Genomic DNA, 14,967 nt, shown 5'->3' on the forward strand with positions numbered 1-14,967 from the left:
GGCTCAGATGGTGAAGGCCAGGTGGCGGACGAGGCGCTGCCCGAGCTCGTCGTCGCCCTCGACGGTGATCTCGCTCGAGTGCTCCTCGGCGCTGGTCCGACCGCCCCCGAGACGCACGAAAAGCCGAGAGTCCAAGCCGACCTCGACGGTGGCGGGTCCGTCGAACGCATCCACGTAGTTCGCCCGGCCCGCCACCTGAATGCGCAGGGTTCTGGCCAGCGGACCGGTCAGCGCGAAGGCGATCCGCGCGCCCTCCGGCGCTTCGCCCTTCTTCGCCACCACGCGCGGAATGCCGGCCGCGAACTCGTCGAAGGCCAATTCGCCGCGGGGACCGCCTTCCTCGACCCGCACCCCGAGCGCGTCGGCGATGTCGAGTTCGTGCATCCAGCAGTCGAACAACCGCACCCGCATGAACCTGCCGTAGGTCACCTGCCCGATCGGCGTGACCGTCTCCTTCTCCCATTCGGCGTCGCCCATGGCCGCGAGCGCCGCGCGCCTGCGGTCGATGACGTCGCGATAGAACGCGAGCAGGCGGGCCCCGGACAGCGGGCGCAGCCGGTCGACCCAGATCTCGTTGAGCACCGCGGTCTCGTTGCGCACGTAGGGCAGCGTGCGCACGTCGGTCTTGGCCTTGGTCGGATCGTGCGCGGGCGGCCGGTCACCCAGCAGGAAGGATTCGGTGCCGATGATGTGGGCGACGACGTCGAATACGCTCCAGCCCGGCAGCGACGACGGGGTGCGCCAGTGATCCTCGTCCAGCGGAGCGACCAGCGCGTCGATCGCCTCCCACTGCCGTGACAGCAGGTCGATCAGCGTGGCCCGATCGAACGTCTCGGTCATCCCTCGGTTTCCTTTTCCGGGCTTGTGCCCTCGTTGTCCAATGCCGCGATCCCTTCCCGGATGGCCGCGGCGGTGGATATCGGATCGTGCGGGCGGCGCAGGAGAAAGCCCTTCGCGAATCGCAGCGTGTCGCCGTGTCTGCGCGGGATCACGTGCAGGTGGACGTGCGGAACGGTCTGGAACGCCGCCGTTCCGTCGTTGAGCACCAGATTGGCGCCGTCGGCGGCGAGGCGGCTGCGCCGGATGGCCAGGGCGAGCCGATGACCGGTCCGGAAGATCTGCGCACCGAGCTCGGCGTCGAGGTCCTCCAACTCGGCGGCGTGCCGCTTCGGTATGACCAGCGTGTGCCCGCGGGCGACCGGCCGGACATCGAGAAACGCGCACAGCGTGTCGTCCTCGTACACTTTCGCCGCCGGTGCCTCGCCTGCCACGATGCGGCAGAAGACGCAGTCGTTCACACGCTGGACCATACGGCGTACGAGCCGAGCGGAACACCCCGGATCGCCGATCGGCATGACGCATGTCACTATGCCGCTGTGGGCCGGGCGTCCCACCAGGTGCCCAACCTCGAGGTTGGTAACGAACTTCTCCGTACGGTCTTGCCGTGTTCACCTGCGGAGACCACGATCACACAGCGAAAAGGAAAAACGGTGGACGCCGCTCGGCGGTCGGCGGCTCCCTCGGTGGCGACCGAGGAACTCCGGCGTCCTAGCGCGATCCGTCCGGCGTGTGTGATGGGCATCTCAGCTAGGCTCACGGCGGGCCAGGTACAGTTGCGAAGATTTGGGCGAACTTACTCATCGGTAACATCGTCCGGTCGTCTGCCCGTTGCCTGAAGCTCAGTAAGAGAAGGAAGTCTGACAAGTGGAGACAACGCAGAGCGTAGGCGATCTGTCGCCGCGCGGCGCGCGTGTCGGTGTCGTTCGCGAATCCAACGCGGGCGAGCGACGTGTCGCTTTGGTGCCGAAAATCATTCCGAGCCTGGTGAAACAGGGTGTGGAAGTTGTCGTCGAGCCCGGGGCCGGGAAAGGCGCGCTGATTCCCGACGAAGCCTATGTGGAGGCGGGTGCGTCGATCGGCGATCCGTGGTCGGCGGATGTGGTGGTGAAAGTCGCCCCGCCCAGTGACGCCGAGGTGGGCAAGCTGTCGTCGGGGCAGACGCTGATCGGTTTCCTCGCGCCGCGCAATGCCGAGAATCAGATCGGTGCGCTGAAGTCGGCGGGGGTGCAGGCGTTCGCGGTGGAGGCGATTCCGCGGATCTCGCGTGCGCAGGTGATGGACGCGTTGTCCTCGCAGGCGAATGTGGCGGGTTACAAGGCGGTGTTGCTGGCGGCGTCGGAGTCGACGCGGTTCTTCCCCATGTTGACCACGGCGGCGGGCACGGTGAAGCCGGCGACGGTGCTGGTGCTCGGTGTGGGTGTGGCCGGTCTGCAAGCGCTGGCCACCGCGAAGCGTCTTGGCGGACGGACCACCGGTTACGACGTGCGCCCCGAGGTGGCCGATCAGGTGCGGTCGGTGGGTGCGCAGTGGCTGGATCTGGGCATCGATGCCGCCGGTGAGGGCGGGTACGCCCGTGAACTCACCGACGAGGAGAAGGCGAAGCAGCAGCAGGCGCTCGAGGACGCGATCAAGGGCTTCGACGTGGTGATCACGACCGCGTTGGTGCCGGGCCGTCCCGCGCCCCGGTTGGTGACCGCGGCCGCGGTGGAGGGTATGAAGCCCGGCAGTGTGATCGTGGACCTGGCGGGAGAGACCGGCGGCAACTGCGAGCTGACCGAGCCGGGTGAGGTCGTGGTGAAGCACGAGGTGACCATCGCCTCGCCGTTGAATCTGCCCGCGACCATGCCCGAGCACGCTTCGGAGTTGTATTCGAAGAACATCGCGGCGTTGCTGGAGTTGATGCTGGTGGACGGCAAGCTCGCGCCCGACTTCAGCGACCAGGTGCTGGCGGATTCCTGCGTCACCCGTGAGCCGGACGCGCCCGAGGCGCCTGCCGAGGCGACGGGGGCAGCGGAGTCCGCCGAGGCAGCGGCTGTGTCGGAGCCGACCGAGGCGAAGGTGGAGAACTGATGTATACCGAACTTCTGGCGAATATCGCGATCCTGGTGTTGTCGGGGTTCGTGGGTTTCGCCGTGATCTCCAAAGTCCCGAACACGTTGCACACGCCGTTGATGTCGGGCACCAACGCTATTCACGGCATCGTGGTGCTCGGTGCGCTGGTCACCTTGGGCAACGTGCAGGATCCCTCGATCCTGACCCAGATCATCCTGTTCGTCGCGGTGGTGTTCGGAACCCTGAACGTCATCGGTGGTTTCGTGGTCACCGACCGCATGCTGGGCATGTTCAAGAGCAAGAAGCCCGCTGCTCAGAAGGCCGGTGAATGATGCATACCTTCGACAACGTGACCTATCTGGTCAACGGTCTCTACATCGTGGCGTTCTCGCTGTTCATCTACGGTCTGATGGGTTTGACCGGCCCGAAGACCGCGGTGCGCGGCAACTTGATCGCCGCGGTGGGCATGGTGATCGCGGTGATCGCGACGTTGATCTCGATCCGCCACACCAGCAACTGGATTCTGATCGTCGCCGGTCTGGTGGTCGGCGTCGTGCTGGGTGTGCCGCCGGCGAAGTACACGAAGATGACCGCGATGCCGCAGCTGGTGGCTGCGTTCAACGGTGTCGGCGGTGGCACGGTCGCGCTCATCGCGTGGTCGGAATTCATCAATTCCCAGGGTTTCTCGCATTTCGACGAGGAGCCGACGGTGCACATCGTGATCGGGTCGCTGTTCGCGGCGATCATCGGTTCGGTGTCGTTCTGGGGTTCGTTGATCGCGTTCGGCAAGTTGCAGGAGATCCTGCCCGGCCGCCCGATCGGGATCGGGAAGTTGCAGCAACCGTTGAACTTGTTGCTGCTGCTGGGTGCGGTGGCCGCGGCGGTGGTGATCGGTGTCGGCGCCACGGGTGAGGGGGTGTCGCAGCTGTGGATGATCGCGGTGCTGGTGCTCGCGGGTGTGCTGGGGTTGATGGTCGTGCTGCCGATCGGTGGCGCGGACATGCCGGTGGTGATCTCGCTGCTGAACGCGTTGACCGGTCTGTCGGCCGCCGCGGCGGGTTTGGCGTTGAACAACACCGCGATGATCGTGGCGGGCATGATCGTCGGCGCGTCGGGCACCATCCTGACCAACCTGATGGCCAAGGCGATGAACCGGTCCATTCCGGCGATCGTCGCGGGCGGCTTCGGTGGCGGCGGGACCGCGCCGGGCGCCGGTGATGGTGAGCAGAAGCAGGCCAAGGCCACCTCCGCCGCGGACGCCGCGATCCAGATGGCGTACGCCAACCAGGTGATCGTGGTCCCCGGCTACGGTATGGCGGTCGCGCAGGCGCAGCACGCGGTCAAGGAGATGGCTTCGCTGCTGGAGGCCAAGGGTGTGGAGGTCAAATACGCCATCCACCCGGTCGCCGGTCGCATGCCCGGCCACATGAACGTGCTGTTGGCCGAGGCGGAGGTGTCCTATGACGCGCTCAAGGAAATGGACGACATCAACGGCGAATTCAATCGCACCGACGTCGCCCTGGTGATCGGCGCCAACGACGTCACCAACCCGGCCGCCCGTGAGGACTCCTCGAGCCCGATCTACGGCATGCCCGTGCTCAACGTCGACCAGGCCAAGTCGGTGATCGTGCTCAAGCGCTCCATGAACAGTGGTTTCGCCGGAATCGACAACCCGCTGTTCTACGCCGACCACACCTCCATGCTGTTCGGCGACGCCAAGAAGTCCGTCGGAGCAGTCACCGAAGAACTCAAGGCCTTGTAGGCCAAGCGTTTCCGCGCAGTGCCCCCTCCGCTGTGGTGCGGAGGGGGCACTGTCGTAATTCGATGGACACCGTGCCCCGCCGCCCCGGATCATTCTCGAAGTGTCCGCACGTCATGAGTCTCTTCGGTTGATCGGTCCCGGGGAGCCCTCGGCCGATCCGGCCGAGCGGCTGCCGTGGACCGTCGTAGTCGATTCCACCTACTCCATCCGCGACGCGATCGATGCCCTCGCGCTCGGTCCGTTCCTGCGCGGCGATCATCCATGCGCGCGCACCGCGCAGCTGGAACGGGTGCGACCGGACGCACCGTTGCGTCCCGCCCGCGGCCGCGTGGTGCGCACCGTACGCGACAACGACAGCGGGGCCGCGCTGGTCGTGGGCCCCGGCTGGTCGCTGCGGTCGGTGCGCTGGTCGGGCGGCTCGGCGATGGTCGAGGTCACCGCCGTCACCGACGCGCTCGCGGACGAGTTGCTCGCCGAGGCCATCCGAAACGCGGCGGCGCCGCCGGAGGTGGGCGAGACCGTCGAGATGGGCTTCTGGCACATGCACAACCACGGTCCGCAGCGGCGTGCGCGCTCGATCACGGCGCCCGAGTGGTCGACGATCCGTGGCAACTACGCGGGGCAGGTCGCCACCGCGCTGGACCGCCTGATGACGCTCACCGCCGACGACGTACGCGGCAGACTGGTGCTGCTGCACGGACCGCCCGGCACCGGCAAGACCACCGCGCTGCGCGCACTGGCACGGGCCTGGGGCGGCTGGTGCCAGCTCGACTGCGTGCTCGATCCCGAGGTGATGTTCGGCAAGCCCGGCTATCTGATGGAGGTGGCCGCCGGTGTGGACAACGCCGAGGAGGGCGTGCCCCGCTGGCGGATGCTGGTGCTGGAAGACTGCGACGAGTTGATACGCGGAGAAGCGAAGGAAGCTGCCGGGCAGGGTCTCTCGCGGTTGCTGAACCTCACCGACGGCATGCTCGGCCAGGGCAGGGACGTGCTCGTCGCCATCACCACCAACGAGGATCTGTCCCGCCTGCATCCGGCGGTGACGCGGCCGGGCCGGTGCCTGGCGCGGATCGAGATCGGGCGGCTGTCCTCCGGCGAGGCGGCGGCTTGGCTGGATCGCGAGCGGCCGGGCGCGGCCACCGCGTTTCCGGACGGCGCGAGTTTGGCCGAACTCGTCTCGGCGCGCGACGGCGAGGCACGGATCGATGCCGTCGCTGTGGATGCGGTGAATCCAGGGCTGTACCTGTGAGAACTCTGGCGAACCGAAGCCTTTGCGCCGGTTGGCGAGTCGGTGCGGCGAACCGGGCGGTATCCCACACGGCGGTACGCGCACCGATCGGCTAGATTCCATGGGTTCGCCCGTCGCTTCTGTGCGCACGGAATCTAGCGAGACCCGGGGAGGGGATCCATGACCACACCACCGAATCAACCCTATCCAGGCCAGCCCGGCTATCCGCAGCAGCCGCCTGCCGGTGCGCCGCAGGGCTTTCCGGGCCAGCCGGGAAATCCCGGTCAGCCGCAGGGTTATCCCCAGCCCGGCTATCCCGGTCAGCCGCAGCCGGGCTACCCGCCGCAGGGTGGTTTCCCGCCGCAGCCGGGTTACCCCGGCGGCGCGTTCCCGCCGCCCGGACCCCCGCCCCGACAGAATCGGGGCGGGAGCGGTATCGGCAAGATCCTTGGCATACTCGGCGTCGTCCTGGTGATCGGATTGCTGATCGTGGGCGCTCGCACCGTGTTCCGCTCGGACGGCGAGAAGATCGAGATCGGTCAGTGCGCGAAGCTGTCGGGCACCACCGTCAAAGCCGAGTTCGAAACCAAGGAATGCTCCGACGCCGAAGCCAATTACGTGGTGGCGCAACGGCTCGACGGGGCGAACGCGGACTGCGCCACCAAGGATTACGCCAGCTACTACCAGACCGGCGGCGACGAGTACACGCTATGCCTGCGGCTGAACGTCAAGGAGGGCGACTGCATCGACGGCGGTTTCCTCGGCGCCAGCACCAAGGTGGCCTGCGGGTCGACGGCGGACTTCAAGATCGGCCGGATCGTGCGGGGCACCGCGGACAAGTCCGCGTGCGGAGCGAAGGCGACCGAGAACGACACCATCGTCTACCCCAAGCCCGAGCCGATCACCATGTGCCTGGCGCCGCCCAAGTAGCGGTTGGGGCTAGCTTGGAAACGATGACGAGCATCGGCGCGCGTTTGCTGCGGACCAGATGGTTCGTGCGCGCCGATCGCCGTGTTCCAGGCTCGGCTCGGCTTCCTGTTCGGCGGAGCCTGGACTTCGTGATCCGGTCAGCGTGGCGTGGCGACGACGCTCGCGTACGCGCAGCACAGCAGTACGGCGAGGATCGGCACGACCATCGCCGTGGTCAGCGACATCACGGCGGTGAGCCAGCCGATGACCGTGGGCCCGGCGAGCAAGCCGAGGTAGCCGACGCTGAACACCCGTGACATGTCGGTCGCGGCCGTGCGGGAGCCCAGATTCCCCGCCGCGCTGAAGATCTGCGGGATGCCTCCGGCGAGCCCGAGCCCGGTCAACGCCCAGCCGAGCAGCGTCAGCGGAATCCACGGCGAGACGACGATCACGGCCAGGCCGATGGCCGCGAGGAGCGAGCCGTAGCGCACCACCGCGACCCCGCCGAAGACGTGGCTGACCCGGTCGGTGGCGAACCGCCCGACCGTCATCGTGGTGGAGAAGGCGCCGAAGGCCAGGGCCGCGGTAGCGGCGTCGGCGTCCAGTTGGTCGCGCAGCTGCAGTGCGCTCCAGTCGGCGGCCACGCCTTCGGCCAAGAGCAGGGAAAAGGCGAGCACGGCCAGCGCGAGCACCTTTCGGCCGCGAGCGCGAGTATCGAGGGAGGTCGTGGCGGGAGCGCGCGATGACCGGTCTCGGTCGAGCCGGTCCGGCGACTGTGCGGTGGACGCCGCATCGGACCCTGTCGGCATGACGTCGTGCCCGGACGAATCGCCCTGACGCAGCGACACCGTCGCGTCGTGTTCCAGTGGTGCGGCGCCGAATTCGGTCGCTTGGACGGACGAGGCGACGCCGGGGGACTCCGCCGTTTCCGATGCCGTCTCCCGCAGCAAACGCGGCACCAGCGTCAGGACCAGAGCGACGCAGCCCACCGCGGCGACGACCAGGGTCACCCGCACATCCCAGCCCGCCCGGAGCGCGGCGGCTCCGAGCAGGGACCCGACCAGTCCACCGCCGGAGAACAACGCGTGGAAGGCGGCCATGATCGGACGCCGGTAGGCCCGTTCCACATGCACCGCTTGGGTGTTCATCGACACGTCCAGCGCTCCGTTGCCGAAACCGAAGCAGGCCAGCGCGAGCGCCAAGGTGAACGGCCCGGTGGCGAAGCCGGGGCCCACCACCGCGACCGACCCGAAGCACGCCGCGGCGCCGACCAACGTCCTGCTGCCGAACCGATCGGCGAGCGGACCCGCCAGTCGCATCCCGACGATGCCCGCGCCCGACATCAGCAGGATAAACATGCCCAGCGTCGATTTGGCGACCCCAGTGCGGTCGGTGACGACCGGAATGTGCACCACCCACATGGCGAGCAGGAAGCCGTTCAACGCGAAAACCGTGAATACCGCGGCACGCGCCACACGGAACTGACGATCGACCGTCGGGCTCAACACCATTTCGACGGTACCGAGAAAATCCCCACCCCGACCGGACTCGCTCGCGGAACCGGCCCAGGGCGCCGTTGACCTGGTCGTGCGGCCGTGCGGGACGCTCGACACTGCGCGTCACGTCCGCGAGCGAGTCCTTTTCACCATGTGAAACGCGTCACGATGCCGGGACATTCCGGATTCCGCTGACAGCCGTCGCCATGACGTAGTCGGCGAAATCCTTCGGGCTCCGGCCGAGCGCACGCCGCACTACCTCGGCGGGCTCGGCGTTGCGACCGTCGAGCATCGGCGCCGAACAGGCACGCCATGGCGGCGGGTAGCCCGGAATATCCGGCGCAGTCGAGACGGAACCTGGCGCACCGGCCTGTGGCCATGCGCGATCGTCTACTGTGGACGGGTGGATGCGCTCGCCAGTCTGCTCGAAGGCCCTCGCGCTCGCGGCGCGTTCCTGATGTGTTCGCTGCTGGATCCGCCGTGGTCGCTGCGTATCCAGGACGAGGCTCCGCTCACCGTGCTGTCGATGATTCGCGGCGGCGCGTGGATCGTCACCGACGAGGGCGCGCCGCGGCAGCTCGGCGCGGGGGACGTCGCGATCTTCCGTGGGCCCGCGCCGTACACGGTGGCCGACGACCCGGCGACCGAACCGCAGATCATCATCCATCCCGGTCAGGTGACGAAGACGCCACAGGGTGAAGTCCTCTGCGAGACACTGAGCCTCGGCGTCCGGCAGTGGGGAACCGACCCGGACGGCGCGACCTTGATGGTCACCGGAACCTACGAGTCCGCGGGCGCGGCCAGCCGTCGCCTGCTGCGCGCTCTCCCGCCGGTGCTGGTGTTGCGGCGCGGCGAGTTCGACAGTCGGGTGCTCGACCTACTGGTCGACGAGGTGATCAAGGACGAGCCCGCGCAGAGCGCGGTGCTGGACCGCCTGCTGGATCTGGTGCTGATCGCCGCGTTGCGCGCCTGGTTCTCCCGCGCCGACGCGCCCGGCTGGTACCACGCCTACGGTGACCCGCTGGTCGGCAAGGCTCTGCGCCTGTTGCAGCACAATCCGGCGCACGGGTGGACGGTCGCGGGCCTGGCCGAGGCGGTGGGGATGTCGCGGGCCGCGCTGGCGCGCCGGTTCACCGATCTGGTGGGTGAGCCGCCGATGGCGTTCCTCACCGAATGGCGGCTGGCGCTGGCCGCGGACCTGTTGCAGGAATCCGATGCCACCATCGAGGCCATCGCCCGTCAGGTCGGATACGGCAGCGCCTTCGCGCTGAGCACCGCGTTCAAACGGCACTTCGGGATCTCCCCGCGCGACCACCGGTTGGGCGTGACCGCCACTGAGCTATCGTCGGCCGGGTGACGCAGCAGTATCCGGTGCTCTGGCCGGTGCCGACCCGGTGGGCCGACAACGACCACTACGGGCACGTGAACAACGTGACCTACTACTCGTACTTCGACACCGCGGTCAACGCATGGTTGATGCACGCCACCGGAACCGACATCCGTGACCTGCCCGCGCTCGGCGTGGTCGCGCAGACCTCCTGCCAGTACCTCGGCTCGATCAGCTTCCCGGATCAGTTGCGGGTCGGCCTGCGCATCTCCCGGCTCGGCCGCTCCAGCATCACCTACGACCTGGCCATCTTCCGCGAGGCCGACGGCGCGCTGGAACTGGCCGCCACCGGTGTCTTCGTGCACGTCTACGTGGACGCCGAGACCCGCAAGCCGGTCGAGATCCCGGAGGTCATCCGCACCGCCGCGGCGGAACTCGTCACGGACTGACCGGCGGGCGCGTCACACGCGGCTGAGCAAGGTGAGCGGGTCCTCCAGGAATCCCGCGACAGTGGCCAGGAAGCGGGCGGCGAGTTCGCCGTCGACCATGCGATGGTCGAAGCTGACGCCCAGGGTGGTCACCCACCGGATCGCGATCTCGTCGCGCACCACCCACGGCCGCTTGCGAATCGAGCCGAGACACAGGATGGCGGCCTCGCCCGGATTGACCAGCGGGACTCCGGCGTCCACGCCGAAGACGCCGACGTTGGTGATGGTGAACGTGCCGCCGCGCAGCTCGGCGGGCGTCGCGCTGCCCGCGCGCGCGGTGTCGGCGAGCCAGCCGATCTCGCGGGTCAGGTCGCGCAGGCTCAGAGTCTGCGCCTCTTTGATGTTCGGTACCAGCAGCCCGCGCTCGGTGGCCACCGCGATACCCAGGTTGACGTAGTGCTTGGTGACGATTTCCTGAGCCGCTTCATCCCAGCAGGCGTTCATGCCGGGGAAGTCGGCGAGCGCGGCGAGCGCCGCCTCGGCGACGAGCGGCAGCGGCGTCAAGGCCAGGCCCGCGAAGGATTTCGTACTGCGTAGATGATCGAGTAGTTCCATCGAGGCGGTGCAGTCCGCGGTGACGAACGTGCTGGCCTGCGGGATGGTGCGCGCACTGGTCAGCATCGCCGCCGCGGTGCGTTTACGGATGCCGCTGACCGGGGTGCGCTCCTCGCGGGCGGACGGGCGCGCTCCGGCGTCCGCGACGGCGGGCGCGGTGGCCGGACGCGGCTGCGAGACTGGCACCGCGCCGCGCACGTCCTCGACGGTGACCGCGCCGCCTGGGCCGGAACCCGCGATGAACCACAGGTCCAGGCCGAGTTCGCGAGCCAGTTTCCGCGCGGCGGGTGTCGCCGCCGCCCGCGGCGCGCCGAGCACGGTGCCCGGTGGCTGTTCGTGAACCTCCTCCACCAGGCTCCCCGTGCCGTCGTACCGCGAGACGGCGGGTGCCTCTGCCTGGCTGTCCGCGTGGTCGGTCCGCGAATCGCCCTGCGCCTCTGCCTGGCTGTCGGCGTCGTCGGACCGCGAAACGCCGGGCTGTGCGGGAGGACGCCGCCGAGACGTCGCCTCCGCCTCAGGGCCGTAGCCGACCAAGACCGACGTGCGCCCCGTGTCGCTCGGCGTCTCTTCCGCTCCGGCCGCCTGTATGCGAATGAGCGGAGACCCGACCGCGACGGTGTCACCCGGCCGCGCCAGCAATTCGACCACGCGGCCCGCGAACGGCGACGGCAACGAGACGACCGCCTTGGCCGTCTCCACGTCGGCGATGGCCTGGTTCAGCTCGACCGTGTCGCCCTCGGCCACCGCCCACGACACCAGTTCGGCGTCGGTCAGCCCTTCGCCGAGGTCCGGCAGCCGGAATTCCAGCACGGACGCCGGAAGATCATGGCCGACCGAGTTTTCCACGCGGCACCTCTCACAACGGCGAGCCCGCCTCACGCGGCGAGGGAACGGTCGACCGCGTCGAGGATGCGGTCGGGGTCGGGCAGATGGTGCTTTTCGAGCTTAGCCGGGGGGTAGGGGATGTCGAATCCGCCGACGCGCAACACGGGCGCTTCCAGGTGATAGAAGCAGCGCTCGGTGACGCGGGCGGCGATCTCCGCGCCGAGCCCGGCGAATACCGGCGCCTCGTGCGTGACGATCAGCCGCCCGGTCTTCGCGACCGACTCCTCGACGGTGTCGAAGTCGATCGGCGAGAGGCTGCGCAGGTCGATCACCTCGAGCGCGTGTCCCTCCCGCGCGGCGATCTTCGCGGCCGTCAGCGCGGTCGCCACGGTCCCGCCGTAGGCGACGACGGTCGCGTCCGCGCCTGTCGTGCACACGCGCGCGCGATCCAGCGGCAGGCCGCCGTCGCGGTCGAGCGCGGCGAAATCGACGTCGGCCTTGTCCCAGTACCTGCGTTTGGGTTCGAAGAAGATCACCGGATCGTTCAGCGCGATCGCCGCGCGAATCATCGAGTACGCGTCGGCCGGGTTGCTCGGTGTCACGACGCGCAGCCCGGCGGTGTGCGCGAAATACGCCTCGGGTGATTCGGAGTGGTGCTCGACCGAACCGATGCCGCCGCCGAACGGGATGCGAATGGTCAACGGCGCGTTGACCTTTCCCTGGGTGCGGTAGTTGATCTTGGCCACGTGCGAGACGATCTGGTCGAACGCGGGATAGACGAATCCGTCGAACTGGATCTCGCACACCGGCCGGTAGCCGCGCAGCGCCATGCCGAAAGCCGTTCCGATGATGCCGGATTCGGCCAACGGCGTATCGATGACGCGATTGTCGCCGAAGTCCTTCTGCAACGTGTCGGTCACCCGGAACACTCCGCCGAGGCGCCCGATGTCCTCGCCCATCAGCAAGACCTTCGGATCGTCCTCCAGCGCGCGGCGCAGGCCGGTGTTGAGCGCGGCGGCGAAGGTGGTGATCATCGCGGGACTCCTTCTCCTCGTGCGGAGGGCCCGCCGGGATCGCCGGCCAGGTACTCCGCGTACGCCCTCCGCTGTTCGGTGATCAGCGGATGCGGGGTGGTGTAGACGTGCTCGAACAGTTCGCTCGGCGCGGGATCGGGCATGTCGATGGTCGCGCGGCGCACCACTGCCGCCATCTCGTCCGACCGCTGGGCAACCCGCGTGCCGAACGCGTCGTCCCAGTGGCCCTCGCGCTCGAGCAACCTGCGGATCCGGTCGATCGGATCGCGCCGCGCCCATTGCTCGGTCTCGGCGGCCGAACGGTAGCGGGTGGGATCGTCCGCCGTGGTGTGCGGACCCATCCGGTAGGTGAGCGCCTCGATGAACGACGGGCCGCCGCCGGTGCGCGCCCTGGCGATCGCCTGCCTGGTCACGGCGAGGACGGCGAGCACGTCGTTGCCGTCGACCTGCCTGCCCGGCATGCCGTAGCCGTACGCGCGGCGGGCGATCGGCGTCGCGCTCTGCACCCGCACCGGTGCGCTGATCGCCCACTGGTTGTTCTGGCAGAAGAACACCACGGGCGCGCTCCAGGTCGCGGCGAACCCGAGCGCTTCGGCCAGATCGCCCTGGCTGCTGGCGCCGTCGCCGAAGTAGGCGATGGTGGCTGTCTCCGCGCCGTCCATGTGCGCCGCGAACGCGTAGCCGGTGGCGTGCAGCCCTTGGGAGCCGACGACGATGTTGGGGTTGGTCATGTTCACCGCGTGCGGATCCCAGCAATGATGGGCGGCGCCGCGCCACAGCCGGGTGAGATCGGTGGGCGGCACGCCACGGCAGTAGGCGACCGCCGTTTCGCGGTAGCTGCAGAACACGTAGTCGTCGGGATGCAGCGCGTGCGCGGAGCCGACCTGGGCGGCCTCCTGCCCGAGCATGGGCGCCCACAGGCCGAGCTGACCTTGCCGTTGCAGCGCGGTGGCCTCGATGTCGATCCGACGGGCCACCACCATGTCCTCGTACAGCGCCCGCAGGTCGTCCGGCCCGATGTCGGCGACCAGCGCGGCGTGCTCGCGATCGAGGACGCGGCGACCGTCCGGCTGTACCAGTTGCACCGGATACTCGGATTTGCCCGGCATGAGTGATCGCCTCCTCGCCAGGTGTTCGACAGGTCGGATTGTGTCCTATCTCACAGCATCCACCCGAATGCGAACTGCGCAAGTGGTCGGCCGTCGGATGGGCAGAATGCTCAATTGCGACCCGCGCGGTGGTGTCATACTGCGTGGTATGACCAGAGAAACCGCCGGCGTGAGCCTGGACGCCACCGACGCCAGGCTGTTATTGGAACTGGTCGCCAATCCCCGGGCGACAGGTGTCGAGCTGGCTACTCGGCTCGGCCTGTCCCGCAACACCGTGCAGGCTCGATTGTCCCGCTGGGAGGCCGGTGGCGTGCTGGGCAGCTTCGAGCGGCGCGTCGAGCCGCGCGCGCTCGGCTATCCGCTCGCGGCGTTCGTCGCGGTCGTCGTGGACCAGCACCGGCTGGATTCGGTGGTGGACGAACTGGCCGAGGTGCCCGAGGTGACCGAGGTGTGCGGCATGACCGGACTCACCGATCTCACCGTGCGGGTGGTCGCGCAGGACGCCGACGACCTGTATCGCATCGCCGGGCAGATCCTCAAGATCCCCGGCGTCGAGCGGACGAACATGGCGCTGGTGATGCGCGAGCTGGTCGGTCCGCGTACCGCCCCATTGCTCGACCGCTTGGCGAAATCGGGCTGAATATCCTTGACCTCGAGTGCGATCGAGGTTTCAGGATGGCGGCATGACGCATGACGGAATGACCGTGATCGATACCATCCGGCTGCCGCTCGACGGGGCGAACGAGTACATCGTGCAGTGGCGCGAGCGCGCCGGTAAGGTCAGCCGGGCACCGGGCTTCCGTTCCGCCCGTATGCACCGCGCGACCTCCGCCGACGCGCCGCTGCCGTTGGTCATGGTTGCGGAGTGGGACAGCGTCGCCGCCAGGGACGCGGCGCTGCGCGACTCCGCGTTCCGCGCGTCGGCCCGAGCCGCCGGTGCCAAGGCCGAGGTCGTCGGCAGCGAGTACCGGGTCGCCGCCGAATATCGCTCCGCTGTGCACTCGGACGGACCCGGCATCACCTTCGTCAACGTCTTCGAACTGCCCGCCGAACACTTCGAGGAATTCCTGGCCCACTGGCGAACCAGGGCCGAGCTGATGAGCGCGGCCCCCGGCTTCCGCGACAATCGCCTGCATCGTGCGCTCGACCCCGCCGCGCGGTACACGGCGGTGAACGTGGCGCACTGGGACAGCGCCGCCGCGTGGCGCAGCGCGACGGAGAATCCGGCGTTTCAGCGGCGGCTCGCCGCCGCGCCCGGGTTCGCCACCGCGCATCCGCAGCTCTACGAGGTGGTCGCGGGCTTCCCGGCGGAAGACCGGTGATGTCCCGTTAGGGTGCGGGG

General features: G+C 68.7%; 15 protein-coding genes. 9 read left to right on the plus strand and 6 right to left on the minus strand.

What is annotated here, in order from left to right:
* Nucleotides 1-3 precede the first annotated feature (3 nt).
* Both ACL03I_RS25735 and ACL03I_RS25740 read right to left on the minus strand, forming a co-directional pair.
* On the minus strand, nt 4-840 hold the full coding sequence (locus ACL03I_RS25735; protein ID WP_355073593.1) for a maleylpyruvate isomerase family mycothiol-dependent enzyme: 837 nt from the start codon (nt 838-840) through the stop codon (nt 4-6).
* Nucleotides 837-1,298, minus strand: coding sequence for an HIT family protein (locus ACL03I_RS25740; RefSeq protein WP_355073595.1), 462 nt, complete (start codon nt 1,296-1,298; stop codon nt 837-839). Before ACL03I_RS25740 ends, ACL03I_RS25735 begins: the two co-directional genes overlap by 4 nt.
* Before the next feature lie 406 nt (nt 1,299-1,704).
* Between ACL03I_RS25740 and ACL03I_RS25745 the strand changes: the two genes are divergently transcribed.
* The 5 genes from ACL03I_RS25745 (at nt 1,705) to ACL03I_RS25765 (ending at nt 6,812) form a co-directional block, all read left to right on the plus strand.
* Nucleotides 1,705-2,910 carry a Re/Si-specific NAD(P)(+) transhydrogenase subunit alpha gene (locus ACL03I_RS25745; RefSeq protein ID WP_355073597.1) on the plus strand — a complete coding sequence of 402 codons (1,206 nt, stop codon included), beginning with the start codon at nt 1,705-1,707 and terminating at the stop codon, nt 2,908-2,910.
* Nucleotides 2,910-3,224 (plus strand): NAD(P) transhydrogenase subunit alpha part 2, encoded by a 315-nt coding sequence (locus tag ACL03I_RS25750; protein WP_063023007.1) that lies wholly within the window; start codon nt 2,910-2,912, stop codon nt 3,222-3,224. Before ACL03I_RS25745 ends, ACL03I_RS25750 begins: the two co-directional genes overlap by 1 nt.
* Nucleotides 3,225-3,241: 17 nt before the next feature.
* On the plus strand, nt 3,242-4,654 hold the full coding sequence (locus ACL03I_RS25755) for an NAD(P)(+) transhydrogenase (Re/Si-specific) subunit beta (RefSeq protein WP_355073773.1): 1,413 nt from the start codon (nt 3,242-3,244) through the stop codon (nt 4,652-4,654).
* 100 nt (nt 4,655-4,754) lie between these two features.
* Complete coding sequence (locus ACL03I_RS25760) at nt 4,755-5,903, plus strand: DUF5925 domain-containing protein (RefSeq protein WP_412807138.1); 1,149 nt, start codon at nt 4,755-4,757, stop codon at nt 5,901-5,903.
* A gap of 159 nt (nt 5,904-6,062) precedes the next feature.
* Nucleotides 6,063-6,812 (plus strand): LppU/SCO3897 family protein, encoded by a 750-nt coding sequence (locus tag ACL03I_RS25765; protein ID WP_412807139.1) that lies wholly within the window; start codon nt 6,063-6,065, stop codon nt 6,810-6,812.
* Nucleotides 6,813-6,949: 137 nt separating this feature from the next.
* Here the strand turns inward: ACL03I_RS25765 and ACL03I_RS25770 are convergent, their stop codons facing one another.
* Nucleotides 6,950-8,302 carry an MFS transporter gene (locus tag ACL03I_RS25770; RefSeq protein ID WP_412807140.1) on the minus strand — a complete coding sequence of 451 codons (1,353 nt, stop codon included), beginning with the start codon at nt 8,300-8,302 and terminating at the stop codon, nt 6,950-6,952.
* Nucleotides 8,303-8,690: 388 nt separating this feature from the next.
* On the opposite strand from ACL03I_RS25770, the gene ACL03I_RS25775 reads away from it, so the two are divergent.
* Both ACL03I_RS25775 and ACL03I_RS25780 read left to right on the plus strand, forming a co-directional pair.
* Nucleotides 8,691-9,644, plus strand: coding sequence for an AraC family transcriptional regulator (locus ACL03I_RS25775; protein WP_412807141.1), 954 nt, complete (start codon nt 8,691-8,693; stop codon nt 9,642-9,644).
* The gene (locus ACL03I_RS25780; RefSeq protein ID WP_355073607.1) at nt 9,641-10,063 is read left to right on the plus strand and encodes an acyl-CoA thioesterase; all 423 of its coding nucleotides are present in this window, start codon (nt 9,641-9,643) and stop codon (nt 10,061-10,063) included. Before ACL03I_RS25775 ends, ACL03I_RS25780 begins: the two co-directional genes overlap by 4 nt.
* A 12-nt stretch (nt 10,064-10,075) precedes the next feature.
* Here ACL03I_RS25780 and ACL03I_RS25785 read toward each other — a convergent pair whose 3' ends face one another.
* Genes ACL03I_RS25785 through pdhA form a run of 3 tightly spaced genes read right to left on the minus strand, consistent with a single transcriptional unit; the run spans nt 10,076 to nt 13,625 of the window.
* Nucleotides 10,076-11,503, minus strand: a complete 1,428-nt coding sequence (locus tag ACL03I_RS25785; RefSeq protein ID WP_412807142.1) for a dihydrolipoamide acetyltransferase family protein — start codon at nt 11,501-11,503, stop codon at nt 10,076-10,078.
* Between the two features lie 29 nt (nt 11,504-11,532).
* Nucleotides 11,533-12,516 carry an alpha-ketoacid dehydrogenase subunit beta gene (locus ACL03I_RS25790; RefSeq protein ID WP_355073611.1) on the minus strand — a complete coding sequence of 328 codons (984 nt, stop codon included), beginning with the start codon at nt 12,514-12,516 and terminating at the stop codon, nt 11,533-11,535.
* Nucleotides 12,513-13,625 carry a pyruvate dehydrogenase (acetyl-transferring) E1 component subunit alpha gene (pdhA, locus tag ACL03I_RS25795; protein WP_356969376.1) on the minus strand — a complete coding sequence of 371 codons (1,113 nt, stop codon included), beginning with the start codon at nt 13,623-13,625 and terminating at the stop codon, nt 12,513-12,515. The genes ACL03I_RS25790 and pdhA overlap by 4 nt, the downstream gene beginning before the upstream one ends.
* 148 nt (nt 13,626-13,773) lie before the next feature.
* Here pdhA and ACL03I_RS25800 point away from each other — a divergent pair, with 148 nt between their 5' ends.
* The gene (locus tag ACL03I_RS25800) at nt 13,774-14,265 is read left to right on the plus strand and encodes an Lrp/AsnC family transcriptional regulator (protein ID WP_355073615.1); all 492 of its coding nucleotides are present in this window, start codon (nt 13,774-13,776) and stop codon (nt 14,263-14,265) included.
* 43 nt (nt 14,266-14,308) lie between these two features.
* Nucleotides 14,309-14,947, plus strand: a complete 639-nt coding sequence (locus tag ACL03I_RS25805; protein ID WP_412807143.1) for an antibiotic biosynthesis monooxygenase family protein — start codon at nt 14,309-14,311, stop codon at nt 14,945-14,947.
* Nucleotides 14,948-14,967: the final 20 nt, after the last annotated feature.

Origin of the sequence: Nocardia sichangensis (genome assembly GCF_047200615.1) — a bacterium.
In the GTDB taxonomy this organism is placed as follows: Bacteria; Actinomycetota; Actinomycetes; order Mycobacteriales; family Mycobacteriaceae; genus Nocardia; species Nocardia sichangensis.

Coding starts and splice junctions, on each gene's coding strand:
- ACL03I_RS25735 (WP_355073593.1), bottom strand. CDS start 840: ATGACCGAGACGTTCGATCGGGCCACGCTGATCGACCTGCTGTCACGG.
- ACL03I_RS25750 (WP_063023007.1), top strand. CDS start 2,910: ATGTATACCGAACTTCTGGCGAATATCGCGATCCTGGTGTTGTCGGGG.
- ACL03I_RS25765 (WP_412807139.1), top strand. CDS start 6,063: ATGACCACACCACCGAATCAACCCTATCCAGGCCAGCCCGGCTATCCG.
- ACL03I_RS25770 (WP_412807140.1), bottom strand. CDS start 8,302: ATGGTGTTGAGCCCGACGGTCGATCGTCAGTTCCGTGTGGCGCGTGCC.
- ACL03I_RS25790 (WP_355073611.1), bottom strand. CDS start 12,516: ATGATCACCACCTTCGCCGCCGCGCTCAACACCGGCCTGCGCCGCGCG.
- pdhA (WP_356969376.1), bottom strand. CDS start 13,625: ATGCCGGGCAAATCCGAGTATCCGGTGCAACTGGTACAGCCGGACGGT.
- ACL03I_RS25800 (WP_355073615.1), top strand. CDS start 13,774: ATGACCAGAGAAACCGCCGGCGTGAGCCTGGACGCCACCGACGCCAGG.
- ACL03I_RS25805 (WP_412807143.1), top strand. CDS start 14,309: ATGACGCATGACGGAATGACCGTGATCGATACCATCCGGCTGCCGCTC.